The organism is Desulfoluna spongiiphila (assembly GCF_900101345.1).
Lineage (GTDB): Bacteria > Desulfobacterota > Desulfobacteria > Desulfobacterales > Desulfolunaceae > Desulfoluna > Desulfoluna spongiiphila.
Window position 1 is genome coordinate 92668 of record NZ_FMUX01000019.1, and the last position, 26238, is coordinate 118905.

The 26238-nt window shown below is 60.4% G+C and carries 15 protein-coding genes; 6 read left to right on the forward strand and 9 right to left on the reverse strand.

All coding sequences use genetic code 11. The features are described from left to right. Positions 1–117: 117 nt before the first annotated feature. The 6 genes from BLQ12_RS20855 to BLQ12_RS20880 form a co-directional block, all read right to left on the reverse strand. Entirely contained in the window at positions 118–1596 is a 1479-nt protein-coding gene (locus BLQ12_RS20855) for a hypothetical protein (RefSeq protein ID WP_092213751.1), read from the reverse strand. 2 nt (positions 1597–1598) lie between these two features. Continuing rightward, complete coding sequence (locus BLQ12_RS20860; protein WP_092213753.1) at positions 1599–3305, reverse strand: hypothetical protein; 1707 nt, start codon at positions 3303–3305, stop codon at positions 1599–1601. Further along, positions 3302–5368, reverse strand: a complete 2067-nt coding sequence (locus BLQ12_RS20865) for a hypothetical protein (RefSeq protein WP_139164059.1) — start codon at positions 5366–5368, stop codon at positions 3302–3304. Before BLQ12_RS20865 ends, BLQ12_RS20860 begins: the two co-directional genes overlap by 4 nt. 3 nt (positions 5369–5371) lie before the next feature. Further along, positions 5372–6688, reverse strand: a complete 1317-nt coding sequence (locus BLQ12_RS20870; RefSeq protein ID WP_139164060.1) for a hypothetical protein — start codon at positions 6686–6688, stop codon at positions 5372–5374. Positions 6689–6769: 81 nt separating this feature from the next. Next, on the reverse strand, positions 6770–7231 hold the full coding sequence (locus BLQ12_RS20875) for a biopolymer transporter ExbD (RefSeq protein ID WP_092213759.1): 462 nt from the start codon (positions 7229–7231) through the stop codon (positions 6770–6772). A 15-nt stretch (positions 7232–7246) separates the two neighbouring features. After that, positions 7247–7888 carry a MotA/TolQ/ExbB proton channel family protein gene (locus BLQ12_RS20880; protein ID WP_092213761.1) on the reverse strand — a complete coding sequence of 214 codons (642 nt, stop codon included), beginning with the start codon at positions 7886–7888 and terminating at the stop codon, positions 7247–7249. Between the two features lie 339 nt (positions 7889–8227). Here BLQ12_RS20880 and recC point away from each other — a divergent pair, with 339 nt between their 5' ends. Together recC and recB are read left to right on the forward strand one after the other, a co-directional pair. Then, positions 8228–11470, forward strand: a complete 3243-nt coding sequence (gene recC / locus BLQ12_RS20885) for an exodeoxyribonuclease V subunit gamma (RefSeq protein WP_092213763.1) — start codon at positions 8228–8230, stop codon at positions 11468–11470. Beyond that, entirely contained in the window at positions 11470–15018 is a 3549-nt protein-coding gene (gene recB, locus BLQ12_RS20890; RefSeq protein WP_092213765.1) for an exodeoxyribonuclease V subunit beta, read from the forward strand. The genes recC and recB overlap by 1 nt, the downstream gene beginning before the upstream one ends. Before the next feature lie 198 nt (positions 15019–15216). On the opposite strand, the gene BLQ12_RS20895 is transcribed toward recB, so the two are convergent. Further along, positions 15217–15774, reverse strand: a complete 558-nt coding sequence (locus BLQ12_RS20895) for a DUF3334 family protein (protein WP_092213767.1) — start codon at positions 15772–15774, stop codon at positions 15217–15219. A gap of 104 nt (positions 15775–15878) precedes the next feature. On the opposite strand from BLQ12_RS20895, the gene recD reads away from it, so the two are divergent. The 4 genes from recD (at position 15879) to BLQ12_RS20915 (ending at position 22633) form a co-directional block, all read left to right on the forward strand. After that, positions 15879–17702: an exodeoxyribonuclease V subunit alpha gene (gene recD, locus BLQ12_RS20900; protein WP_092213769.1), complete on the forward strand. Its 1824-nt coding sequence runs from the start codon at positions 15879–15881 to the stop codon at positions 17700–17702. A 618-nt stretch (positions 17703–18320) separates the two neighbouring features. After that, positions 18321–19865 (forward strand): acetolactate synthase large subunit, encoded by a 1545-nt coding sequence (locus BLQ12_RS20905; protein WP_092213771.1) that lies wholly within the window; start codon positions 18321–18323, stop codon positions 19863–19865. A 62-nt stretch (positions 19866–19927) separates the two neighbouring features. Further along, complete coding sequence (locus tag BLQ12_RS20910; RefSeq protein ID WP_092213773.1) at positions 19928–20692, forward strand: dienelactone hydrolase family protein; 765 nt, start codon at positions 19928–19930, stop codon at positions 20690–20692. 171 nt (positions 20693–20863) lie between these two features. Continuing rightward, positions 20864–22633 (forward strand): methyl-accepting chemotaxis protein, encoded by a 1770-nt coding sequence (locus tag BLQ12_RS20915; RefSeq protein WP_092213774.1) that lies wholly within the window; start codon positions 20864–20866, stop codon positions 22631–22633. Between the two features lie 592 nt (positions 22634–23225). On the opposite strand, the gene BLQ12_RS20920 is transcribed toward BLQ12_RS20915, so the two are convergent. Further along, positions 23226–24014, reverse strand: a complete 789-nt coding sequence (locus BLQ12_RS20920; RefSeq protein ID WP_175469981.1) for an alpha/beta hydrolase — start codon at positions 24012–24014, stop codon at positions 23226–23228. A 56-nt stretch (positions 24015–24070) separates the two neighbouring features. Further along, the gene (locus BLQ12_RS20925) at positions 24071–26236 is read right to left on the reverse strand and encodes an acetate--CoA ligase family protein (RefSeq protein WP_092213778.1); all 2166 of its coding nucleotides are present in this window, start codon (positions 26234–26236) and stop codon (positions 24071–24073) included. Positions 26237–26238 lie beyond the last annotated feature (2 nt).

Sequence of the window (26238 nt, forward strand, 5' to 3'; positions counted from 1 at the left end):
CCGTACTGTATCGGCACCCCCACGGTTTAGCATGAAAACAAAAAACGGGTCCCAGGGCAATCTGCCTTGGGGCCCGTTTTGTGTTTGATGGAAAGGGCTAGTCTCGAAGCTGGGGGGTTAGCGTTTGCCCGAAGCACACCCCCGGCCGATATGGATCTCAGATGAGTCGCTGCGGGTGATGTCGCTCTGGGTGCCGTACATGCGCGTGTTCATGCGGATGTAGTCGAGGGTGTCCTCGTAAAAGCTGAGTTCGTGGTTGTAGACCTTGACCTCGGTGACGGCCTTGTCCGGGTTCTGTTTGGCGCAGTGCTGGCCCTTGTAGCAGGGCACCAGTTCGATGAGGCCCAGGTATTCCCCCCCCTCGAAGAGCCGGTAGGTGCCGTACCGTATGGGGTCTCCGGGGTGCAGCCTGCCGTTGTCGGGGACATTGCCGTAATAGGTCATGGTGTCGTTTTTTTTGCCGTTGATCACCGAGGGGCTGTCCACACGGGACAGGTAGAGCTCTTTTTCCTCGGTGGTGTTGTCCGTGATGTTCTTTTTCTCCTCAAGCTTGAGGGTTCTGAAATCCGTTCGGGTAAAGCCTTTGTAGCGGCAGAGGCGTTCCAGGCTCAAGGTGGTGTTGTCCGAGGAGACGGAGCCCAGGATGGCATCGTCTTTTAGCTCCATGCCGTACTCGCCCTTGATGATGGGGAGCCGGTAGACGTGCTCCAGGCCCGTGGCATCGCTTATGCCTTGACTGAAGGCGTCGTTGTATTTGATCCGGTTGAAAAAGCGGATGATCTCGCTGAAGTGGATCACCCCGCTGCGGCCGTCCCCCAATTCGAGGAAGGCTTTGTCGTAATAGCTCAGGAAGGTGAGGTTGAAGGGGTTGCCCCCATCGTAGTTATCCACCTTGAGGTAGGCGTTGATGCTGTCGCGGTCCGATGGGAAAAAGTATTTCATCCGGATCTCAACCACCTCCAGGTTTGCGCTGATGAGCTGTTGAAGCCGCGTGAGTTCCCGAGTGAGGGCAAAGGGCTGCTTTTTCCCTTCGATGTCCATGAGGGGAATGGTGAACTCCTTGGCGACGATGGCCTCGTTCTGGGTCAGGGCGTGGCTCATGGCAAAATCGCCGGTGCGCATGTAGGCGTAGGCGAGGATCTGGTAGATCTTGGCCTCCAGGTCCCGGACCCGGGTCTGGCCGTGATTTGACTTGTTGGCCGTGGTGTCCGCGTAGCTGATGAACTCTTCGTACAGGGCATCGAGTTGCCCTTCAAAATATTCAAGCTCCCGGATATAGCGCCGTATCATGGATTCGGACACGTGTTTTTTCGCGCTGATGTCCGACCAGAACCTGGGGTAGTCGCGGTTGATGAAGAGCTCGATGCCTTCGAGGAAGATCCGGCAGTCTTCATAGATGCTGGTGAGGTAGTTGGCCTTGAGCTCCTCCATGGTGGTGGATTCTGCTGAAACGGCGGTTGAGGTGTGGCAAATGACCGTCAGAAGGGCGCATGCAAGGCACAGGCCCCGCATGAGTCGTGCAACCGGGCGCCGGGTCGGCCGGTTTTGACGGGGCGTGAAGGGTGTCTTGGGGTGGTCGTCGGTTCGTCGTGTCATGCTCAACTCCTGTTCTGCTGTAATTTCGTCTCAATGATGCGGTCGGCACGATATTCCCGAGGGGTCGAGGCATCGGGGCTCGTGGGGTATTTTTTCTGGTAGTAGAGAAAGAGCCCCAGGAAATTCCTGGACTCCGGCATGTCCTTAAAGGCATCGAAATCGCCCCCCTGCCCATTGAGGGACAGTTTCTTGCACAGGGTCAGAAAGGCTTTTCTGGAGTGGTAGATGGCCCTGGCTTCGTTTCGGTTATCGTGGGCACCGGCGTAGTACTCCGCCAGGCACCGGTGGAAGACCGATGCGTAGCGCCAGTACGAGTTTGCCGACGAGGTGAGGGATTCCACGAGGTTGCCCTCCATCTCGGCGTACCTGGCCGAGTTGTCCGTGAGGCCGGAAAGCCTTTTTTTCTCCAGGATATTGGCCATGAGGTAGGCCATGGTGAACCGGGACGAGTCTCCGATGAACCGTTCACCGATATCGGGCCCGGGGATTCGCATGCCCATGAGGCCGTATTGGTAGAGGATGTCCTCCATCAGCCGGAGATTGCCCGTTTCAACCCCCATGAGAATCAGCTCGTTGTAGATGTTTTTCCGGAAGGGGATGTTGTAGCGGACCTGCTGGGCTGCCCGGTCGTAGTACTGCTGGTAGAGGGTGAAGAGCTCGGCCTTTGAGGCAGGCAGGGTGCCGTTTCTCAGCACGGCAAACCCACGCCGGGCGAGGTAGAGGCTCACCAGAAAACGGGTGTCGCCAGAGTCTTTGCTGGCCTCTTCCACGTACCGCTCGTAGGGGGTACCCCCGCGGATACCGGCGGCTTTGCTCAACTGGCAAAGGCGGTTCAGCAGGGTGCGGGTTCGGGTGTGGGTGAGGGGGTCTATGGTGTCCTCATACCGGAGGCTGCGTCCCAGGAAATGGTACCTCAGGTAGAGTTCGTACAGGGAAAAGAGTTGCCCCGCCGAAGGGACATAGACCCTCTCCCTGCTTTTTCGGTGGTACCTTTTCCAGAGGGTCTCCAACCAGTGCCAGGTCTTGGCATCGCAGGTGAGGTTGATGGGGTCCGGAGAGCCCGCATCGTTCCATCCTCCGGCCTGCCGCTCCTCTTCAATCATCATGGCCAGAAAGTGGACGTTCAGGTACGCCTCGGGATTTCCCCGGATCCTGAAGGTGACATCGTCCATTATCCGCAGGGAAGGGGGCCTGTTCCTTTCGGCCTCCTTTTTTTCCAGGAAGGGGGAAAGGTAGTGGCGGCTCAGCATGAGATACTGCCTGAGCTCGGCATCGGTGACGGGGATGTTTTCGTCGGGGAGCCTTTTGTCTTCGCTGAAGCCGTACTTGATCTTCTGGTAGTGGAGGTAGAGGAGAAAATACTCGTAGGCGATGTCGAACCGCAGGCGCTGCAGGCGCTCCCCATCCTTGGACGCTTCAAACTCTTCGGTGAGGCCGTCGATGCGCTTGACCATGGTCTCAATGTCGTCCACGGGGAGAAAGGGGCCCTCCTCCGGGGTGGCGGCCAGGGTGTTGACCTGGGCCATGTCTTTTTGGCTCAGGGCCGTGATGCCGGTGTCGGCCGGGAGGGGGTACCGGGGCACGGCGTGGAGCAGGTAGATGCTGCGCCCCCGGGTCTTGAACTCCTCCATGAAATCTGCCCCTGCGGGGCAGCACCACAGCAGGAGCAGGAGTGCCGTCACAAGCCATGATCGTCCCATCGTCTTCATAACAGATACCCTTCCGGATTCCTGGAATCCTGCATCCGGTTGTAAAGGTCCACATCCTCCGGGGGCAGGAGAAGCAGAATTTTTTTGCCGAGTTTTTTTGCAATGGACTGGTAGTACTCGTATTGCCGCTCGTAATCATCCATCTCGGTGGCGTCTGTGGAGAGGGCGCCGGGGAGGGTCCCGGAGATGAAACCTTCGCGCCGTGCCGCCTCGATGTAGTACGTGCGGGCCAGGTCAAAGCCCTGGGCCGCAACCTTCAGGGCCTGGGTGCGGAGCCTGGGGGTGGCAAGATAGGTTTCAGCGATGATGCGGTAGATGTCGTAGCGGTTGTCTTCCCTGTGGGCCAGGGCAGACCCGAGCTTGTACCTCTCGGATCGGATCAGCTCCTCCATCTCCCGCTCATGGCGGGTGATGAGGCTCACCTTGCCCTGGGCCGCCAGCTCTCGAAAGAGGAGGGTGTAAGCGTTTAACAGGTTTACGTGGTTGACCCGGAGTTCGGGGGCCTTGACAAAGGCGGCGGTAAAGTCGTGGAGACAGCTCCTGGAGGCGTTGGCCAACGGAAGTCTTACCTCGGACAGGGTCTTGTCGTACACCCCGGCCTGGAGATACTCATAGGTGTAATCGATCTCGCCTCGGTACCTGTGAAAGATGTGGTTGATGCTTGATGCCTTGTACTCCCCGCCGTAGATCTCCTCCCCGCCGAATATTTTCACCAGGTCGTTGAACACGATGTCGATTTTTGCCTTTGCATCGTAGTAAAGGGGCTGGATCTGTGTGGTGAAGAGGGTGCGGCGCTTATCGCTGTCCAAGGTATCCCAGTCAGCGGTATAGGCCTTCATGGCGGCCAGGGGCTCCCGGCAGGCGTAGAGGTTGTAGAAAATCCATCCGGTGGGGCAGACGTTGAGTTCGTCGAGGATTTTTTTGTAGGTGGTGCGGTCCTCCACCTTGATGCCCTGCTCGATCTGCTTGAGGAGCCAGCTCTTCATGGCCGACAGAACCACCAGGTCCACCTCGCGGTTGTCCACCTTCAACATGGCCAGGGTTTCGTTGAAGAGTTTGTCCACGCTGAACTGCTTAGTCCCCTGGTTGATAAAGAGCATCAGGGGCAGGACCGTCCGGTGGGAGACCGCCTGCTCCGTCCAGGTCTGGCGAAGGCTGTGGGCGATGACGCGGCTGCTGATGGACAGGGGCAGGGTGCGCTTGAACCAGTCGTAGCTGTTGAGGGCGATGTGGGTCTCTATGTTGGTGAAGTAGCCGAGGGTGGCGTCGAGCCAGGCGCTTTCGTCCGGGGTAAAGATCCGCTCCCAGGGAGACTCTTTGGAGGAGAGGCCCCGGCGCTTTAAATTGTCCAGCTCGGTGCATACCTTCACCGTGGTTTCAAGCCCTTTGATCTGCTCCTTTTTAAAGGATGGCTCACCATTGGGATCTGCGGCGAGCTGGGCAACGGTATCGTTGATGGCCTGAACGAGCTGCTCCTGGCTCAGGTAGAGGTAATAGTAAAGGGATTTGTAGTAGAGCTCTTCTTTGACGAAGAGGGACCGGTTCGGGTAGTACCCGTTTTCAAAGTACCGGATAAAGCGGGGGGCCTCCTCGGCCTGGTTGAGCACGCAGGTTTCGAGGTAGAGGAAGTTGTACCCGGTGAGGTTGATTTTGTCGTCGAAATAGATGTTGGAGAAAGGCTTTTCCTTCAGCCTGCTGTAGCGGGTCAGCTGGACCCCGGCCTGGCGTGTCGTGGTGATGTCCAGGCGGCCGTCCTTTTCAATGCCCAGGTGGCTGTCCAGGATGGAAAACAGGGAGGCCCGCTCCTTGGGGCTCATGCGGTCTTTCATGTACAGGTGGCCCACCGTTGAGATCCAGAGCATCTGTCCGTTTTCGTTGGAGACCGAAACCTTGGGGCCCGGAGGCGCAGGTTCTTCCTCTTCCAGGCCCATCTGGCTCTCCGTCAGCCTGGAGATGGCGGGAAGAGTGGACGGAAAGATCAGCAGGGCACCCACAAGCGTCAACAGGCAGGCAACAGCCCGTGCATGTCGTAGTGGTGGCGTGGTGTGGCGTTCAGTTATCATGGATTACATCGTCCTCCGTGGCAGTGATCGCTCAAGGGCGGACACCACCTCAAACGTGGCGTCGTCGGGTTGAAAGCTGAGAAGCGCCGTGGGCGTTGCGCCGCCCCGGATGATTACCGTGCAGGTGTAATCCCGGATGCGGTAGGTGTACGGGCTCTTCTCCGGACTCATGTGTCGGGCTTTTCGGTAGATCTCCTCTTTGAGGCTCGTGACGCGCAGCGAGTGCACAAGGGTACTGCCCCGGATGGTGACCAGGGCGTGGATATCCGGGGCGACTTCCTTTGAGGGGCTTCGGGCAGGTGCCGTGGGCAGGCCCCCCGGGAGCGCGTTGAGGGACGGGCGTTGGGGGCGCTTTTTCCCTTGCCCGGGTATGATCTCGCCTGTGGCGGCAGCCACCGGCACCGAGGGCGTGGGGCCCTGTCGCACCACAGGGCGCGGCACCGAGGGCCTTGCCCCTTGCCGTGGCGTGTTTTTCCCCTCCGTATGGGAGGGGCCTGCGGCCAGGGCCGCAGGAGCAGCGAGCTGTGTGAGGGTGGGGGGCGGCCCGGAGCGTTTCGGCGTGGCAACCAGGGCCGGGGAGGGGGAATAGGCCTTCGGCTGGCTTCGGGTTACAGGGGCTGGCGCACTTGAGAGGGCCAGGGGGGTGAACGGTTTCCGCAAATCGGTTTCCGGGAGCCTCCGGGGCGTATGATGCGTCGGTTGCGGGATGACGGCCAAAGGCTGCGGCTGCACTGCGGGGAGTGCAGGGGCGGCTTTGTGTCGTGGTGCTTCCGGGACCTGCTGCGTTGGCCCGGACGGCGAGATGTGCCTGGAAAGCGTTGGCACGGGCGTGGGTGGGGCCGGTTTCGTTCGGGCCGGGGGCAGCGGTTCGGTCAGGGCCCGGTGCGCAAGGGCTTTCGGGGGGCGAATCAGGGGTGTTTTTTTGGGAAGCACCTGCCGCTGGGGTTTGATCTCCACGGGGGGCGACGTTTTCTTCGGGAGGGGGGTAGGCTTCTCCAGAATCCGTTTCAGCTCTTTTTTTCTCGGCTCGGCCCGTTTTTTTGCCGCGTCTTTGACCACCTTTAAAAAGCTGAGCTTTTCCGTGACGGTGGGCTCCGGCAAAGGGGCGGGGCGGGGAATCAGGATGATGGTCCGGGGACGTGTCAGGGAAAGGGGCTCGGTGAAGATGAGTTTATGCACGGCAAAACATGTCAGGGAGAGAAGGAGGATCAGCAGCGAGGGGCTGACGAGCCATTCACGGCGGGCACCACGGGCGACGGTTCCCGGCATGGTGATGCGGGCAGAGCCGTATCCGTAATATTGCATGGGAATGGTGCGCATGAAAATTTCGTCCCCCCTTGTCATGCGGTTTCGATGCCTCCCCCCTTGGTTATCCGTATCCGGTATGTGGTGTTTCAGGCGTTAGAGCGCCCCGGAGATTTTCTGAACGGTGACGCGCTTGCCATGGTCGTCGTAGATTTTTTCGATGAGGGACATGGCCATCAAGGTGTCCTTGCTCAGTGAAAACTGGTCCGGAACCAGCATGGGGCGGTTTTTGCCTTCGCTGTGCATCCGTGTGAGCCGGTCCCTCAGGGCCTGTGCGTTCAACGTGTGTTCATCGGCGTGGAGCGTGCCGTCCGTCACCGTCACCAGTTGAAACGGTGTGGTCTCGGGGATGGTGGGTTTAAGGACTCGGATCTGGTACGACACCCGGGGCTGATCCAGGTTGGAGATACTTTCAGCGTCCACCACCTTGGGAATGGTCATCTCTCCGATGTGCACGGGGTTCTTCCCGATGGTGGAGGCCTGGGTAAAGGCGATCAAAAGCAGAAACGCCAGGTCGGCAAAGGAGAAGAGCCAGATTTTCGAGTCTTCGTATGTCATGGTACCCGCCGGATATTAAGGAGTGGTGACCGAGTCTGCGGGAAGAGGGGGCTCTTCCTCCACCTGCGCCGTCATCTCACATATGGACTGATGGTGCCCCAAGGCCCGCTCAATGCGGGAGGTGGCCAGGTTGATCAGGTTTTTCTTGAAAACCTCAAGAATCACGAAGCATGTAAGGGCGATGAGGGTGGTGAAAAGGGCCACCCCGAGGCCGGTGGTGTTGAGGTCGCTGTTGGGGTCGGCCTTGGCCAGGAAGATCATGATCATGCCGAAGATGGTGCCGATGAATCCCATGGGGGGAAGCAGGTTGGTGATCATGGTGATTTTGTTGATGTAGCGGGTGTGGTAGATGTTTACCATCATCTGGTGGGTGGCGTCGATGAGGAAGGAGACGGGGTAAGGGGTGCCCTTGTGCTCATCATGGGCGGCATGGAGGGTCTTGACGGCCGCGGTCATGAGGGGGTCGTCGAGGGTTGCGGGCTCGGGTGCCAGCCTCATCAGCTCCTTTGTCTTGATCAGCCGGGCATGCCGGTAAGCAAGGGCAATGAGCCAGACGGCGTTTAAGAACAAAAGGGCGCTTCCGATGTACACCACCCCTTGCACAAGGTCGCTGATCAGACTGGGGTAGAGCTTGAAGATGTGAACGATAAATTCCATACGGCCTCAAGGTGTCGGGTTGTCGGTGTCACGTAAGCAGCGCAGGGCTCGCCATGATACCCAGAAATAGAGGTGTTGCCGTGTCGGTGGTATGAGATGTATGTTTTTGTCGTGTACATTGTAAACTTCAGGTAAGCAAATTAGGTGATAACACCCCCATTGTCAATACTATTTTAGGCTCAGATCCTTTGTTGAAGCCCTTTTGGGGCTGTCTGTCCGGTGCCGGGAAAGGACCGCCGGATCAAAAATGCTGCCTTGCGTCACGGAGGCGCAAGTGGCATACCAACACAAGAGTGAATTCTTACGACGACCAATTGACGGTATGGGAGACGAAAGCGCATGGACGCTGGATTGAATCTGTTTACGGGAAATCGCCTTGAAGTCCTTGCAATGGCGCTTTCCAAAGTGCTGGAAGCCCCCACGGGCAGCCCCCTGGAAGAGGATGTGGTGGTGCTCCAGAGCCAGGGCATGGCGCGATGGCTCTCCCTGGCGCTTTCCCGGAACAACGGCATCTGCGCCAACGTGCGCTGGCGGTTTCCCAACGCCTTTCTTCAGGACATGTTTGCCCTGGCCGTTCCGGACCTTGCGGACACGAGGCGTTTTGACGCGAAGACAGCGGCCTGGAAGATCATGGGGGCCCTTCCCGGGTGGGTGACGCAATCCGTCTTCGCCCCGGTGGCCCATTTTTTGGGCGGGGACGGGGATGCCCTGAAACGCTACCAGATATCAGAACTCCTGGCGGACACCCTGGACCAGTACCTCACCTATCGACCGGACATGATCGAGGAGTGGGAGAGGGGGGAAGGGGATGATTTTCAGGCGGTTCTTTACCGCACCCTTTTGGAAGACCTTGGCTTTCGCCACCGCGTTCACCTGATGAAAGACTTTAAAGAGTGGGTTCGAACTTCTGGAAATAGCAATGGAAAAATTCCGGAAAGGGTATGCGTTTTCGGCATCTCCTCCCTGCCGGAATTTCATATGGAACTCTTTACCGCCCTGTCGGAGGTGTGCCAGGTCAATCTCTTTTTGCTGAACCCCTGCCCCCAGTACTGGGGAGATATTCTCTCCGACTCCGAGAAGCGGCGTCTCAAGGAGAAGCAGGGCCTTGAGCAGGAGGAGGACGATACCCTCCTCATGGAAGGAGGCAACCCCCTCCTTGCGTCCATGGGCGGCCAGGGACGGGAGTTCTTCGATATGATGGCCGAACGCGGCCTGGAAGAATTTCCCCTCTTTGTCGAGCCCGACGGGGAGACCCTGCTGGGAGCCGTCCAGGCCGACATTTTTAATCTGCAGGACCGATCCCGGGGTGGGGGGGAGCCCTATGCCCTTGATCCGTCCGACACCTCCCTTACCATTCACAGCTGCCACAGCCCTTTGCGGGAGGTGGAGGTGCTGCGGGACGCCATGCTGGCCATGATGGATGAGGACCCGGATTTGAAACCGTCGGATATCCTCGTCATGGCCCCGGACATCAACACCTACGCCCCGGTCATCGAGGCGGTGTTCAGCCGGCGCGTGGAAGGCGGAATTCGCATCCCCTTTTCCATCGCCGACCAGGCCAATCGCAGCGGGGACCGGGCCGTGGAGGCCTTGCTGCTGCTTCTGGACCTTTCCGGGTTCCGGTTTGAGGCAGGCGGCGTGCTGGAGCTTCTGGAAAACGATCGCATCCGGCAGGCCTTTGCCATGGAGGAAGGGGACCTGGAGCGTGTGAGCGGCTGGATCCGGGAGACCGCTGTGCGATGGGGCGTCGACGGCAGTCAGCGGGAGGCCGAGGGGTTTTCTCCCTTTGACGGCAACAGCTGGAAGGCAGGTTTCGACCGACTCTTCACCGGATATGCCGTGGGGGACGAAGAGCTGGCACTCTATGACGGGATCCTTCCGGCCGGTCCGGTGGAAGGGGAACACGGGGCGCTCCTCGGAAAACTGGCCTGGTTTCTGGACAGCCTGACGGCCTATGTGAAAGGCCTGGAACAATCCCGCAGCGCCGAGGAGTGGGTCGCATTTTTCGACCGGGTCCTTGAGACCTTTCTCACGGACGACGAGGGCGCAGGCGAAGGGCTCCAGGGCATCCGTGACTGCCTCTACCGCATGGGCGATGCCGCAGGGGAGGCGGAAAATGAGGACTCCGTGGAGTTTTCCGTGGTGCGCTTTATTCTCAAGACCGCCCTGGCCGCCCCGGACCCTGTGTCCGGGTTTATTACCAGCGGCGTTACCTTCTGTGCCATGCTCCCCATGCGAAGCATTCCCTTCCGGGTCATCGCCATCCTCGGCATGGGCCACGGCACCTTTCCCCGCCAGCAAAAGGCCCCGGGGTTTGACCTCATCGCCGCCTCCCCGCGGCGGGGGGACCGCTCCCGGCGAAAGGATGACCGCTACCTGTTTTTGGAGATTCTCCTCTCTGTTCGGGAGACCCTCTGGGTGAGCTACACCGGCCAGAGCATTCGGGACAACAGCACCCTCCAACCCTCGGTGCTTCTCTCCGAGCTTTTGGATTATGTGGACGGGGTGACCCGGGGCGCGGCCTCTGAGCAGATCCTGGTAACACACCCCCTGCACCCCTTTTCCAGTACCTATTTCCAGCCCGGACATCCCCGGCTCTTCACCTATGATGCGGCCAGTCGCCGTGTGGCGGCCCGCATGGCCGAGGTGCCGGTTTCCCCACCGCCCTTTGCGCGGCTATCCGATCCGGATGATGAGCTTGAACTGCCCGAAGCGCTTACCCTGGAGTCCCTGGAGGCTTTTTTCGCCCATCCCTGTCGGTATTTCCTGCGCGAGGGTCTCGGCCTTGAGCTGGGGGGCGTGGAGGAGGCTCCGGAGAGCTGTGAGCCCTTTACCCTGTCTGGCCTGGATCGATACCGTGCCGGCACCTTGCTGTTTGAAGAGGCTCTCTCCGGAGAGGCACCGGAAAAGTCCCTTGGCGTGGTGTCGGGCATGGGCCTTCTGCCCCGGGGGGAAGTGGGGGCTCACCTGCTCAGGGAACTGACCCGGGAGGCGGGGGCCGTGGCCGATGCCATCGCAGCCCTGGTGGCTGGGGGAGATCCTCTTTTGGAACGGCAATGGGTGGAGATTGCAGGGGTTGCCGTGGCAGGGGAAGTGGGACCCTTTTTCGGGGAAAACCTGGTGGCTGGACGCTTCGGTAAGGTGCGCAGTCAGGATTTGATCTCTGCGTGGTTGCGCCTTCTGGTGGCCGCCAAAGCCGGCATGCCCGTGGCCCGGGCCGTTGTGGTGGGTCTGGACCGGAAAACCGGGCGGGCCGAGGTCGTCTCCATGGTGGTGCCCCCCAACCCGGGGGCGTGCCTGGAGGATCTCATTCGGCTCTTTGCCGCGGGCAATGGGGCGCTTTTGCCCCTGTTTCCCCTGGCCTCGGAGGCCTACGCCCGGGAGCTGGCCAAGAGCCGGGACGAAGGAAAAGCCATGGCAAAGGCGAGCTCCGCTTTTTACGGCAATGAATTTTCTATGATGGCAGACCTGAACGACCCCTGGATCCGCATGGCGGTGCGGGGCAGGGACCCCTTGACGGAACCCGCCTTTGCGCGATGTGCTGAACGTCTCTTCCGTCCCATGCTGGAGGCAACCGAGTAATGACACACACCCTGGCAACACTGGACCTTGCAGCCACCCCCCTTTCCGGCCGGAATCTCATCGAGGCAAGCGCCGGAACGGGAAAGACCTACACCATTGCCGCCCTCTACCTGCGCCTCGTGGTGGAAGAGAAGATCTCCGTGGATCGCATCCTGGTGGTGACCTTCACCGAAGCCGCCACCCAGGAGCTGGCCGAACGGATTCGGGGTCGCCTGCGGGAGGCCCTTTCGTTTTTGGAGGGGGCGAAAAGTGACGATCCTTTTTATGCCTCCCTTTTTTCTGAAGAAGACGCCTCAGGGGAAGCGGCGGGACGCCTGAAGGCAGCCCTGCGCAATTTTGATGAGGCAGCCATCTTCACCATCCACGGCTTTTGCAGGCGGCTTCTGACCGACCACGCCTTTGAGACGGGCTCTCCCCTGGACATGGAACTGGTCACCGACCTCAGCTACCTGAAACAGCGGGCCGTTCAGGACTACTACCGTCGTATGGTGGAAGGGGCTTCTCCTTTGTATGCCGCCTGGATCAAGGATCGAAAGATCCTGCCCGAGAGGCTCCTGGCCTTTCTCTCCTTCAGCACCCCCTTGTCCCGCATCACCTTTCTGCCGGACGGGGAGCCCGTTCCCACCGCAGACTGCGAGACGCGGTTTGCCGAGCTTCTGGCCAGGGCGTCCCTGGTGTGGGAAGAGGAGCAGGAGGCGGCATTGAATATCCTGGCGACGGATCCGGCCCTCAATCGGAACAAGTACCGCAAAGGGGTGGAGAAGAAAGCGGAGGCTGCGGCCCGGGCTCTTTTTTCCGGAAGCATTCCCTTTGGGGAGGCCAAGGACCTTGAAAAATTGTCCCAGGCCACCCTGCAGGCTGCCGTTAAAAAGGGCAAGGCCGTGGCGGAGAATCCTCTGTTCGGGATCATGGAGTCCCTGCTGGAGGCGCTGTCCGACCTGAAAGAGATCTATGACGGGAACCTCATCGCCCACTGCATCGCCCTTGCGCGGTATGTGGACGAGACCATGGATCGGGAGAAAGAGAGGGCCGGGATCATGGGGTTTGACGACCTCCTCTCCCGGGTGGCGGGGGCCCTTGGCGGAGACGGCGGAGAACGCCTTGCCAGGGGCGTGGGGCAGAGCTACGAGGCGGCCCTCATCGATGAGTTTCAGGACACGGACCCCGAGCAGTACGAGATCTTCGACACCCTGTTCAAAGAGACCACCCTGTTTATGATCGGCGATCCCAAGCAGGCCATCTACGGGTTTCGGGGGGCGGATATCTTTGCCTACCTGCGGGCGGCCGGAGAGGCCGAAAAAGGGTACACCCTTGATGTGAACTACCGCAGCACCCGGGGCATGGTGCAGGCCGTCAACACCTTCTTCTCGCGTGGTACGAGCCCCTTTCTTTTTGAGCGGATTCAATTCTCTCCGGTGAAAAGCGCCGGGGGAGATGACGAAGAGACCCTTACCCTTGACGGGTCTCCGGTGAGTCCCATGCTGATCCAGCGCTTCGAGGCGGGGGAGAAACCCCTCTCCAAAGAGGCGGCCCAGAACCTGTGCATCGACCTGTGCGGGGCCGAGATGGTCTCCCTGCTCCGCATGGGGCGCCAAGGCCGGGCACTTATCGGTGAGGTTCCCCTTTCCGAGAAGCATGTGGCGGTGATCGTGCGCACCAACGGCCAGGCCCGCGCCGTGAAAAATCACCTGACCTCCCTGGGGGTCCACGCCGTCCTGTACAGTTCCGGCAACATCTTTGACAGCGAGGAGGCCGAAGAGACCGCCCTGTTCCTTGCCGCCTGCCTCCGGCCCTGGCGGCTCTCCCTTATCAAGGCCGCCCTTGCCACCTCCATGATGGGCCTGGATGCCGAAGCCCTTGCCGCCCTGGACGGATCTCCCTCTGAGCTGGAGCGCTGGAGCATACGCTTTGCCCACTGGCATGCCCTCTGGAAGGAGGAGGGCTTCATGGCGATGCTTCGCCGTTTTGTCAAGGAGCAGGACCCCTATGAACGCCTTGTGGGCCTTACGGACGGCGAGCGCCGGGTCACCAATATGCAGCACCTCACGGAACTCCTGCACCGGGAGGCCGTATCACGGCGCCTCTCCCCGGAAGGTCTTTTGCGATGGCTTTCCCGCATGCGGGACCCCGAGTCCCCGAGGCTGGAGGAACACCAGCTTCACCTGGAGAGCGACCGCACGGCCGTCCAGATCGTCACCATCCACAAAAGCAAGGGCCTGGAGTACGGCGTGGTCTTCCTGCCCTTTCCCTTTATGGGGTACCGCGAACCCAAAGGAGGAGCGCTTTATCATGAGGGAGAACGGGACCTGGTGTATGACGCGGGCTCCGAAGACCTGGAAGAGCACATGGCCCTTGCCGCAGGAGAGTCCCTGGCCGAAGAGTTGCGCCTGCTTTACGTGGCTCTCACCCGGGCCCGGCATCACATGGTCATCCCCTGGGGCCGGGTAAAGGGCATGGAGCGAAGCGCCATGGCCCGGCTTCTCCATGCCCCGGAGAGCGCAAACGCCCAGGACGCGGCCCCTGTCATTACCGCCCTGGGAGAGCACGAGCTGAGCACCCATCTCCATGACCTGGCTGCCGCTTCGGAAGGGGCCGTGTCCGTAAGCCTTTGCGAACCGGAGGAGGAGGTGGCGGTCCTGACCTTCCAGGACGACAAAACCGAGCTGGCTCCTTCGCGACGGTTTGACGGCAAGCTCCCGGAACCTCGTGTGGTCACCAGTTTTTCTGGCCTGGCATCGTCGGGCAAAGAGACCCGTGAAGCCGATTACGACGCAAGGGCCCACATAAAACCCGATGACGAGATCCCCCCGGAAGGCATTTTTGCCTTCCCCAAAGGGGCCGCGCCGGGCACCTTCATGCATACCCTGTTCGAGACCATTCCCTTTGATGCGGAAGATGAAGTCAGGGATGTGGCCTGCGCCGAACTCCTTGCCAGGCACGGATACGATGCGGAGCTCTGGACAGAAGCCATTTCAACCATGGTGGCCAGCGTGCTGACCACCCCCCTCGACGCCTTTCACACGCCTTTTGCCCTGAAAGAGGTGCCTGCGGGTTCACGCCTCCACGAGATGGAGTTTACCTTTCCCTTAAAGCGCATCTCCCCCGAGGCCCTGAACGACGCCCTGAACCGCTGGGGCTACGGCTCCTTTGACGAAGGGGAGCTGATCATGGAAGGGCTTCGCTTTTCGCCGGTGAAAGGGTTCCTTAAAGGGTTTGTGGATTTGATTTTTCAGGTTGGGGAAGGCTTCGGGATCATCGACTGGAAGTCCAACCATCTCGGAAACAGCCCGGAGAGCTACGGGAAGGAGGCCCTGGCCCAGGCCATGGGCGAACACCACTACGGCCTGCAGTATCTCCTTTATGCCGTGGCCCTCAATCGCCACCTCGCCTTGAAACTGGGCGAGGCCTACGACTACGAGACCCACATGGCCGGGGCCTGGTATCTTTTTTTACGGGGGGTGGACGGTTCCGGCAACGGTGTCTTCTTCGACCGGCCCGAGGAGGGGTGCATCCGGGAACTCGATGAATTGCTTATTGATATTGGGTGAGGCAACAGATAAAAAACAGCCTCCGGCGGCAAGGTGTGCCACCTTGAAAGCTGCTTACGAATGCGCTTTGCCCCTCGTTTCTCGGGTCAAATCACATTCGTATTTATGTCGGCGCAAACTTAAAATATGGCTATTAAGAGCTGTTTGTTAAACTTTTCAAAAGTTTAGCCCCCGGCAGGGCCGCCGGAGGCATCGTTTTTACGACGGCCGCTGAAAATCAGGCAGGCGCGTGAATTTGGTCTGCTCCATGGCCAGCTCGGCCTGGAAGCGGTCGTTGTCGATGGAGAAGGCGAGGCGCCGGTTTTCGTGGTAGTCCGCATCGATGGTGAGGGTGATGGCGCTGGTGAGGGCCAGGACCTTGGGCTGGCCTCGGAGGATGGAGAGGCCGAACTCCGTTTCGATGAGGCGGGTAAAGTCGCCCACCACCTGGTTGAAGATTTCACCGATGCTGTCCGTCACCTCGTTGGAGGTGAAGTCCTTGACGAGGTCTCCTTCGGGGATGCCCATGGAGATCATGTAGCTTCGGTAGAGCTTGACGGCGGTCCGGTCATTGAAATTAAAGACGATGAGTCCGTTGAAGTCTCCGCTGAGCTGGACAAAGCAGCTGATGTCGGGTCGCATGATGAGCTTGGGGATGGTCTGGAGGGTCCCTGCGCATGCGATGGACTTCCGGGTGCTGATCTCCAGCACATGGGACACCGCTTCGGAGAGAACGGCGGCGATAAGGTCAATGGTCGTTGATTCTTGAAGCTTCATGATAATGCCTGTTGTACTGATGGGTTATGATTTTGTTTCGGCCTGTTCGGCCAGGCGGCCGCGTGCCGTGGCGCAGTTTACCACAATGAGGAAGAGATGATCCAATGAATTTAAAGCAGGAAACCATGGAGCGCTCAGGGTGGAACGCATGGACGGAGCAGGGGTTTTCCTTAACGGACCTGACCTTTGCCTCGTTTCTGGCCCAAAGGCACGGACAGGACGCGTCGGTTTTTCTTGCGGCGGCCCTGGTGAGCCGGGAGAGCCGTCACGGGCATGTCTGTATCGATTTGAGCCGGTATACCGGCTATGCCGTTTCCGGGGAATCCTGGGGAAAAGACGGTGCGTCCTGGGGAAACCATCTCCGGGAGACGGGGGCAGCCGGAGGCGAGGGGGAGGAGACCCTCCTTGTCCTGGACGGGCGGGGTCGCCTGTACCTGCGGCGGTACCATCGGTTCCAGGAGGCGGTGGCACGGTACATGGGTCGGGAGACAACGCTTTCAGATTTGCCGGAAGGTGAAACGACCGCCCTGAAAGAGGGGCTGGACCGTTATTTTCCGGGGCCCTCGGGTGGTGAACCGGATCGGCAGAAGCTGGCGGCGGCCGTGGCCCTGGTAAATCGTTTTTGCGTCATCTCCGGCGGGCCGGGCACGGGAAAGACCACCACCGTAACCAAAATTCTGGCTCTTCTCGTGGAGCAGCACCGGAGACGCTTTAACGGTGCGCCGGTCATTGCCCTGGCCGCTCCCACGGGTAAAGCCGCTGCCCGGCTTATGGAGTCCATGGCAGGGGCCATGGGCAAGCTTGATTTGAGCGAGGTGGTGAAAGCAGCCCTTCCCAGGGAAGCTACCACCATCCACCGGCTTCTGGGCAGCCTGGGGCGCGGCAGGTGGGAGCTCTTTCGCCAAGGCCAGGCCCTTCCCTGCGACATCCTCGTGGTGGATGAGGCGTCCATGGTGGACCTGCCCCTCATGGGGCGGCTTGTGCGCTCACTGGCGCCCTCCACCCGGCTGATCCTCATGGGGGACCGGGACCAGCTGGCCTCCGTGGAGGCGGGGTCGGTCATGGGGGACCTTTGCCACGGGAAACAAGGGGACACGGTTTCCGACGCCCAGGGAAAGCTGTTGGCTGAACTTACGGGTATCTCCCTGCCCACGGGCAGAAACCTGGCTCCCCTTGCCGATGCCGTGACCACCCTCACCAAGAGCTACCGGTTCGGTGCCTGTCCCGGCATCGGACAAGCCGCAGCGGCTGCCAACCGGGGGGACGCCCGGGCTTTGGCCGGAATCATCGCTCCGGGATTTCTCCTGGCAGGGCCTTCCGTCGGGGAGCATCCCATGGCGTGGCTGGAGGAGGTGGTGCGCCACCATCTGGCCGGGTACCGGCGGCTCAGTGACGCCCGGGAGATGCTGGCGGCCCTGGATCGGTTCCGCATTCTCTGTGCCGTCCGCAAGGGCCCCATGGGCGTTGCGCGCATCAACCGACTGGTGGAGCGCTGCCTTGGGCTGGGGGGCGGTGATCTCTGGTACCCGGGCCGTCCGGTGATGGTGACGGAAAACGATTACACCCTGGGGCTCTTCAACGGGGATACGGGCATCACCGTCCGCAAGGACGGAGAGCTGGCCGTGGCCTTTCCCGATGAAGAGGGAGGCATGCGCCATATCCACAGCGCCCGCCTTCCCAAGGTGGAGACGGTGTTTGCCATGACGGTGCACAAAAGCCAGGGATCGGAGTTTACCCACGTCATCCTCCTGCTTCCGGAGAGCGACGCCCCGGTGCTGACCCGGGAGCTGGTCTACACGGGCATCACCCGCGCCCGGGAGGAGATGGCGGTGTGGAGCCCGCCCGAGATCCTTGAAAAAGCCCTGGGCAGGCGAACCCAGCGGGCGTCGGGGCTTCGGGAGATGCTCTGGAAGGGCAGGGCAAAATGATGGTGTCCTCAAGTGATACGGTTTATATGGTGTTGTATTTGCCGCTATATCAATAGGCTCGAGGCTTGGTTTAATGAAGAACTTAAAGTCCATTCCCTCGGGGCAAATCGCATCCGGGCCTTGGTGATTGTCCGGGCCACCAGGGTGTTATAGATGACACCGTTCCAAAAGGCCGACAGCCCGTAGGGTGCACTCTGTGCACCGTGTTCGGGTCACCCAAGGTTTCGATTTTACCGAGGCATTCGGGGTATGACAGGCTTTGATTTTGGTGCACGGAGTGCACCCTACGAATCGGTTCTTTGCAGGTCACGGCCCAACCAATGATCAAGGCCCGCATCCGCTTTTCAAACAAAATGCAATGAAGAAGAATTGCCACCGGAAGGGCAGCAGTGTCGCCAGACTGGGCAATGCATCGGATTTTCATCCCTCAGGCCCGTCCCACCTCCTGTGGAGCGCCGCACTCCCGTGCGGCACGCACACCCTCACACGCTCAAATCGGCACAGATGAGCGACCCGCATAAGATTTGATTGTTATTTCAGGATGTATGCTTATCATATCTGATGAGCATGTCGTTGTTCGGGCACATGGATTGAACCGTTATCAATGGGGAGGCAGCCATGAGAGCCGCAGACCTTGTGATCAGAGCGGCGGGAGCCGCTGGGATACGATACAGCTTTGTCAATCCGGGCACCACGGAGATGCCGCTGGTGGAGGCCTTTGACCGGGTCCAGGGGGTGAGGCCGGTTCTCTGCCCCTTTGAGGGGGTGGCCACGGGGGCTGCCGACGGGTATGCCCGCATGGCGGGTGTTCCGGGCCTGACGGTGCTTCACCTGGGGCCGGGGTACGCCAACGGCATGGCCAACCTCCACAATGCACGGCGTGCGCGGAGTCCCGTCATCAACCTCATCGGCGAGCACACCACGGACCACAGGGCCTTTGATCCGCCCCTGGCCATGCCCATCGAGGCCCTGGCCTCCTCCCTGCCGGGCCATGTGCGCACCGTGCTTGAAGCGGCGGATGCGGGGACTGCGTTTGCCGAATGCTACGGGGCGGCCACCCGTGGGCTTATCTCCCACCTTGTCTTTGCCCATGACCTTCAGTCCCTGGAGGTGGAAGGGGATCTGTCGGTGTTGTCGGCGGCGAGACGGGAGACGGTGCCCCATGAGACCGTGGAGGCTGTTGCCCGGTCTCTTACGCATGCGGAAAAGCCAGCGCTCCTCCTCGGGGGCTGGGCCCTGAGCGGAGAGGGGCTACGCTTGGCAGGGCAGGTGGCCGAAGCCTGCGGAGCGGACCTGTTCCATGAAACCTTTGCCGCCCGCATCGAACGGGGGGCGGGCATGCCCAGTCCCGTGAGGCTCCCGTATTTTCCGGAATCGGCACGGGACGCCCTGAAGGCCTATGATGTGGTGGTTCTGGTGGGGGCCCCGTCTCCCGTGGGATTTTTCGGATACCCGGGCCTTAGCGGGCGTTTGGTGGAGGATGCCCGGGAGAGGACGCTCTGCAGCCCGGAAGCGGATGTGGGGCAAGCCCTTGAGGCCCTGGCGGATACTCTGGGGATCACCCCGTCTTCTCCTTTGTGCCCCGGGTCGGAGCACCGTGTGCCGGACTTGCCCCGCGGCCCCCTGACCCTTGAAACCCTCGGGCAGGCCTTTGCCGCCCTTCAGCCCGAAGAGGCCATTGTGGTGGACGAGGGCATCACCTCGGGTTTTTTTTACCATCCCCTTGCAGCCCATGTCTCTCCCCATACCACCCTTACCATCACCGGCGGCGCCATCGGTTGCGGTATTCCCCTGTCCATCGGCGCGGCCCTGGCCTGCCCGGAGCGCCCCGTTCTGACCCTCCAGGCCGACGGGAGCGCCCTGTTCACCGTCCAGGGGCTCTGGACCCAGGCCCGGGAGAATCTCAACATCAAGACCGTGATCTGCTCCAACAGGAGCTACGATATCCTCAAACTGGAGGTGGCACGGGCGGGCAACACCGAGCCAGGGCCCATGACCCGAAACCTCACGGATCTCTCCCGGCCCGATATCGGCTGGACGGACATCGCCCGGGGATTCGGGGTACCCGCCTTATCGGCCCAAACGTCAGAGGCCTTTGTGACCGCACTTCAAACGGCCCTGAGAGAGCCGGGCCCTTTTCTTGTTGAGGCGGTTCTGGGATAGGGCTACAGGCCTTCGGCGCCCTGCCGGAGGTTAACCCTTGCGTATACGAGGAGGCATAAACCATGCGTTACGTTTTGTGCATGTGTATCGTTCTGGTGCTGTCTGCATCTGCATCTGCATCTGCATCGGCATCGGCATTTGCAGACAGCGGAAGCCCGGTTCGTTATCACGTGAACGGGCTGGATTACGAGGGGTATTATATCTCGCCGGCAAAGGGCGCCCCCCTGGTTCTGTTGCTGCATGACTGGGACGGGTTGACGGAGTATGAGGTGACCCGTGCCCACATGCTGGCGAAACAGGGGTACGCTGTTTTTGCGGCGGACCTCTTCGGGGCGGGGATTCGCCCGGCCAAGGTTAAGGATCGAAAGGAACACACCGGAGAGCTCTACAGGGATCGTGAGAAGATGCGTGCCCTTATGGCAGGGGCCTTGGAGAAAGCGGCCTCCCTGGGGGCGAACACCGGCAATGCCGTGGCTGCAGGGTATTGTTTTGGGGGCGCCGCTGTGCTGGAGCTGGCGCGTTCCGGTACCGACCTTAAAGGGTTTGTTCTTTTTCACGGGGGGCTTTCCACCCCGGACGGCCAGGATTACAGCCGGGTCAGGGGTGAGGTCCTGGTGATGCACGGCAGCGCCGATGAGGCCATCTCCATGGCATCCTTTACCGAACTGGCCACTGCCCTTGAATCAGCCGGTGTTGCCCATGAGTTGATCGCCTATGGCGGAGCGCCCCATGCCTTTACCGTGTATGGCAGTAACCGCTACCGGCCCGATGCGGACCGGAGGTCATGGGAGCGGTTCCTCGGGTTTCTCCGGGAGAAAACCCGTTAACTCCCTTCACCTGCCCGACGCCTCAACGCCATGATTGGCGGGGGTCCTCATCACAGCCTGACACGAGCCTCATGGAAACCTCACAAAGGCAACGTATACCTTTCATCAACCTGAACGTGCCCGCTAACACGGGTGTTTTTTGAACTGGTCGGTGAAGGAGGATGTGGGCCTGTGAGTATTGCGAAAAAGAACCTCGCACTGGTGACGGTGTGCCTGACGGTGTTTGCCGTGGTCACTGTTCTGATCACAACGGCATCGCTACGGCAACGAAGCCGCACGGAGATCGATTCGTTCCGGGGGCAGATGCTGGCCGAACGCAAAGGGCAGATCCAGGACCTTGTCCTCTCTGCCTTTTCTATTTTTGAAACCGCCAATTTTTATGAGGATGCCTTGCGGGCCCTTTCGGCGACGCGCTTCGGGAAAGATGGAAAGGAAAGTTACGGTATCCTTGACCGCAGCGGCATGATCCTGATGCACCCCTCGGATACCTCCCTGGAGCTTCGGCCCATCGATGAAGTCGGCGATCCGCTCTGGACAGAGTTCCGGGACAAAACAGAGGCCTTGCTCGGCACCGGTGACGAAGGCTTTATCGAGCACACCTGGCCCCATCCCGTCACCGGCGCACCGGTGAGAAAGCTTTCCTATGTCAGGCTGTACAGGCCCTGGGGATGGGTTCTCCATACAGGAATCTACCTGGATGATATCGATGCCATGGTCCGTGCAAAGGAGGCGGGGGTGGCGGTGGCCTTAAGAACGCAGCTCAACAGGCTCCTGGTTTCGGCTGCGGCGTGCCTTCTTGTGACGGGGCTTGTGAGCGGGTGGCTCTCGCGGCGGCTGGTGCGCCCCTTAGGGCAGGTGACCGAGACCCTGGAAGGGCTGGCCTCGGGCAAGGTGGACCTGACCACCCGATTAACCGCAACGACCCGTGACGAGGTGGGGGATCTGGTTGGGAATGTCAACGCCATCATGGATCGGTTTCACCATGTGTTTGCATCCATCGCAGACAACGCGGAGCACCTGAGCAATGCTTCTGAAGGGTTGAGCCGATTGTCCGGGTGCATGGCGGACGACGCGGCCTCGGCACACGGGCACTCCATTCTCCTTGACGATGCCTCGGCCACCTTGAACGGCGAGATGCGCAAGGTGACAGACATCATGGCCGACGCGCGTCAGGGGGGGCTTTCAGTCTTCGAATCCGTGGAACGGATGGCAGAGGCCATACGCGGGATATCCGGAGAAACGTCAGGGGCCCGGCAGGATGCCGAAACGGCGGTTGACCGCATGCAGGAGGCCGCCGCAGAGGCGGAACGCCTTGGGGAGGGGGCAAGGGCCATCGGCGAGATCACCGAGACCATCAACGACATTTCGGACCAGACCCACCTGCTTGCCTTGAATGCTACCATCGAAGCGGCCCGGGCCGGTGATGCGGGCAGGGGGTTTTCGGTGGTTGCAGGGGAGATCAAGGGGCTTGCCGCCCAGACCGCGGTGTCCACCCGGGAGATTGGTGACAAGATTACCCGGATTCAGGAGGCGGCCCGGGCCACGGTGGCAACCATGGAGGAGGTGACCCTCCAGATTGACCTGATTCGGTCCCGTATCCTGGGGATTGACAGAGCCGTAGCCCTTCAGACAGAGAACGGCGGGCAGGTCTCCCGGTACTTGAAAAAAGCCACGGAAGACCTGGCAGAGGGCGCCCATGCCGTGGCGCTGACCACAGGGGTTGCGGAGCACATGGGCGATGCGGTTCACGGGAACAGGACCCTTTCCGAGCAGATAACGGCAAACAGCAGGAATGTGGAGCAGAGCGCACGGGCACTGGAAGCGTTATCACGCGTGCTTGGCGAGTTGACCTCTGGCTTTGCCACGGCCGAACATTCTTATGGCGAATGCATGGAGGCATCCGTTTTACACACGCTTTCGGGGCATTCGCGTGATGTGTGACATGTGGCAGCCGTTTTTGCAGGAGAGGCCTATTTCATTCTTCTGGAAATACGATAACAGGTATTTGGAATTCGTTTGACTTTAACCGGAATAACTCCGGCGGTAGCCAAGTTAAAGATGCTTCCGTCGGCCCTGTCGGGGGTTAAACGTTTGCTTGATGTCATAAAGATGGGTTTAACAAACAGGCCTTAATCGTTCTTCTTGAATGAAGTTTGGGCCTTGGTTATCGTTTGGTCACGACCTTCGAAAAAACCGAGAAAAATCAACCGAAACGGAGCGCCGCACTCCGGTGCGGCTTTTTAGTCCGTCGTTACCCGAGCCGCACCGGAGTGCGGCGCTCCAGTGGACAAGGGTGTTCGGGGGGGGGGATGTAAACAGGCCGATGGCCCAAACGATGATCAAGGTCGACGTTTGTTTGAAAGGCAGATGTGATTTGACCCGAGGACTCCACCTACGACCGTGTCTATGTGAGATCATTCGATAAATGGCAATGGGCTCCGGCGAGACAAGCGATCCGTCTTCGCCTGCGGTTACGCCGTGACATGGGGGCAAAGCGCATTCGCAATCTGCTTTTTTTGGGTTTTTAACAGGATCAGTGCATAAGGCGACGGGAAAGGCGGGCCAGGTGGTCCAGATAGTCCCGGTGCCCCACATAAAAGATGTCGTTGTGCCCTGCGTGTTTCACTCCGAGGAAGTGCTTCTCCGATGAGGGGGAGGCGTAAAAGAGGTCTTCGCCTTCGTGGAAGGGGATGATGCCGTCTTCATGGGCATGGATGATGAGAAGCGGTCCTGTGTATGTGCTGATTTTTGCCAGGTTGGCGGGTCCGTCGGCTTCATCGGGCAGCTCCACCCATTCGGGCAGGCCGATGGTGCGGAGCAGGGGAATGAGCCGCGCAAATCCGCTTTCGATGACCAGGGCGCGGATTTTTTCGGGGAATGCCGTTGCCAGCTCCAGGGCCGGGGCGCTGCCGAGGGACCGGCCCATGATTACCCTGGGCCCGGAGTAGTCTCTTTTTTTCAGCCACTCGTCCATGAAGGCAAAGGTCGCCCGGGCATCGGCCAGCAGGTGGGCCACCGAAGGCTCTCCCCGGGAGAGGCCGTAGCCCCTGTACTCTCCGATGATGAGGTTGAAGCCGCATCCGGTGAGGTGGGGGGCGACCTCGTCGTAGTCGGAGGCCACCTCTCCGTTGCCGTGGAAATAGAAGAGGGTGGGCAGCGTCGGGTCTGCCATGTGGCAGCGGACGGCAAGGCGCTCTCCGTCGTGGGAGGGGATGAAGAGGTCGAAGCAGCGGTCGGTCTCTCGGGCCACAGGCAGCCCGGGACGGGGGTGAAAAAGAAGGCCCAGGACATCCTGGCGATCAAAGGGGGACGGTTCCGTCATGTCAGCTCTCCTGATGTTCAGTGTTGCAGCGGTTGAAAAGGGTGTATTCACGGGCATCAGCCCTTGCCGGTCAGGTCCACGGGGTCCTTTTTTAGGATCATCCGGGCATCGGCGATGTCGATGCCCTGGTCATGGACGATGACGGGGTTCAGGTCCATCTCCTCAATATCCGGGTAGGACTCAATGACCTCCGAGACGGTGAGCAGCAGCTGGCTGAGTGCTTGTTTGTCCAGGGCGGGGGAGCCCCTGAAGCCGTTTAGGATGGGGGCTGATTTGATCTCGTCGATCATGCGCGAGGCAGCGGTACGGGAGAGGGGCAGCACCCGAAACGAGACATCCCGCACCACCTCCACGAGAATCCCGCCGATGCCGAACATCACCACCGGACCGAACTGGCGGTCGATCTTGGTGCCGATGATCACCTCCACCCCTTTTTTCTTCATGCTGGCCACAAGGCATCCTTTGATAACGGCGTCGGATTTGTACTCCCGGGCGTTGTCGATGATGCGGTGAAAGGCGTTGCGGATCTGGTCTTCGTTTTCCAGGTTGAGGCGCACCCCCCCGGCATCGCTTTTATGCAGGATATCCGGGGAGACAATTTTGAGCACCACTGCCCCGCCGATCTCTTCGGCCAGGCGGACGGCATCGTCGGCGGTCTTGGCCAGATGCTCGCGCATGGCCGGGGCACCGTGGCTGCGCAGAACCTCTTTGGCTTCATGCTCAAAGAGATATCGGCGTCCTTCGGTGCGGGCATTTTGGATGATCCGGACGGCTTTTTTCTTTGCCTTGGCGCCCCAGTTGAATTCAAAGGTGGTTTTGTATTTGTAGGCGGAGATGTACTGGCCGTACCGGGAGAGGGCTCCCACGCATTTTGTGGCGATGTCCAGGGACTCGTAGACGGGGATCCCGTAGTACCGGAGGAGTTCCAGGGAGTGGGGCTTTACCGAATTGTAGAGACTCTGGAGGACAATGGGCTTGCCCGATTTCTGGACGAGTTTTCCCATCTGGTGGGCCGCGTCTTCCTCAAGGAACCGGAGCTTTTCGGCAAAGCGGATGGCGTAGCCTCCGAAGAGGCCTGCGATGAGAAGGCCGCCGACGTTGGCGTCGTTTAAGATGATCCTGGCACAGCGTGCAAAGATCTCGGGGTTGGCGTCGCTGCCACCGGCCACGTCCACGGGGTTGGAGACCGCGGCGTTGTGGGGGAGGATCTCCCGCAGCCTGGCCTGGGCCCGGTCCGACAGGGTGGGGATTTCAAGGCCCAGGTCGGTGAGAAGGTCCGAGGCGATGGTGGCGTGGCCTCCGCCGTCGGCCAGGATGGCCACTTTTTTGTTTCGGATATGGGGGAGGCTGGAGAGGGTCTCGGCCACGGGAAAGAGCTGGTCCGGGTGTTCGATGTTGATGATCCCCGCCCGCTCAAAGGAGGTTCGTGCCACCTCGGAGATGCCCGCCAGGGCACCGGTGTGGGATCCCGCCGACTTTTGCCCCGTGGAGGTCCGGCCACTTTTCAACAGGATAATCGGTTTTTGCCGGGATGTCTTGTACACCTGTTGGAGAAAGGTCCTGCCGTCCCGCAATCCTTCTACATAGATGAGGATTGCCTTGGTTTTTTCGTCGTGGCGGAAAAATTCCAGGTATTCGTCAAAGTGGATGTCCGATTCGTTGCCCACGCCCACATAGTAGGAGAACCCTTTGTGGCTTCGGAGGGTGGCCTCGGTGATGAGGTGAAGGGCAATGTTGCCGCTCTGGGTGAGCAGGGCGATGTCCCCTTTGGGGACGTTGGAGAGTCCCACCAGGTTCAGCCCCGTCCACATGTTGATGATGCCCGAGGTGTTGGGGCCCACCAGCCGGACGTTGTGGGAACGGGCCGTCTCCAGGATCTCGTCTTCAAGGCGTTTGCCCTGGGGGCCCATTTCACCGAAGCCCCCTGCGATGATGACGGCCCCTGCGATGCCTTTGCGGCCGCACTGGGCAAGGAGGCCGGGCACGGTGGCTGCCGGCGTGGTGATGAGGGCCAGGTCCACCGGTTCCTTGATCTCTTCTACGTCGGCGTAGCATCTCAGACCGAGGATGCGTCGCTCCCGTGGGTTGACGGGGTAGATCCCTCCTTCGAATCCGCTCTTCTTCAGGGTGGCCACGGCCTGGTAGCCCCGTTTGGTTTCATCCCGCGACGCGCCGATAACGGCCACGGAGTCGGCGTTGAGTATGCGGTGAAGGTCTTCCATGG

Excerpts from the sequence above, each read along its gene's own strand:
- BLQ12_RS20925 (WP_092213778.1), bottom strand. The coding sequence starts at position 26,236 with ATGGAAGACCTTCACCGCATACTCAACGCCGACTCCGTGGCCGTTATC.
- BLQ12_RS20870 (WP_139164060.1), bottom strand. The coding sequence starts at position 6,688 with ATGCGCACCATTCCCATGCAATATTACGGATACGGCTCTGCCCGCATC.
- BLQ12_RS20875 (WP_092213759.1), bottom strand. The coding sequence starts at position 7,231 with ATGACATACGAAGACTCGAAAATCTGGCTCTTCTCCTTTGCCGACCTG.
- recB (WP_092213765.1), top strand. The coding sequence starts at position 11,470 with ATGACACACACCCTGGCAACACTGGACCTTGCAGCCACCCCCCTTTCC.
- recC (WP_092213763.1), top strand. The coding sequence starts at position 8,228 with ATGGACGCTGGATTGAATCTGTTTACGGGAAATCGCCTTGAAGTCCTT.
- BLQ12_RS20865 (WP_139164059.1), bottom strand. The coding sequence starts at position 5,368 with ATGATAACTGAACGCCACACCACGCCACCACTACGACATGCACGGGCT.
- recD (WP_092213769.1), top strand. The coding sequence starts at position 15,879 with ATGAATTTAAAGCAGGAAACCATGGAGCGCTCAGGGTGGAACGCATGG.
- BLQ12_RS20920 (WP_175469981.1), bottom strand. The coding sequence starts at position 24,014 with ATGACGGAACCGTCCCCCTTTGATCGCCAGGATGTCCTGGGCCTTCTT.
- BLQ12_RS20895 (WP_092213767.1), bottom strand. The coding sequence starts at position 15,774 with ATGAAGCTTCAAGAATCAACGACCATTGACCTTATCGCCGCCGTTCTC.
- BLQ12_RS20910 (WP_092213773.1), top strand. The coding sequence starts at position 19,928 with ATGCGTTACGTTTTGTGCATGTGTATCGTTCTGGTGCTGTCTGCATCT.
- BLQ12_RS20880 (WP_092213761.1), bottom strand. The coding sequence starts at position 7,888 with ATGGAATTTATCGTTCACATCTTCAAGCTCTACCCCAGTCTGATCAGC.
- BLQ12_RS20860 (WP_092213753.1), bottom strand. The coding sequence starts at position 3,305 with ATGAAGACGATGGGACGATCATGGCTTGTGACGGCACTCCTGCTCCTG.
- BLQ12_RS20905 (WP_092213771.1), top strand. The coding sequence starts at position 18,321 with ATGAGAGCCGCAGACCTTGTGATCAGAGCGGCGGGAGCCGCTGGGATA.
- BLQ12_RS20855 (WP_092213751.1), bottom strand. The coding sequence starts at position 1,596 with ATGACACGACGAACCGACGACCACCCCAAGACACCCTTCACGCCCCGT.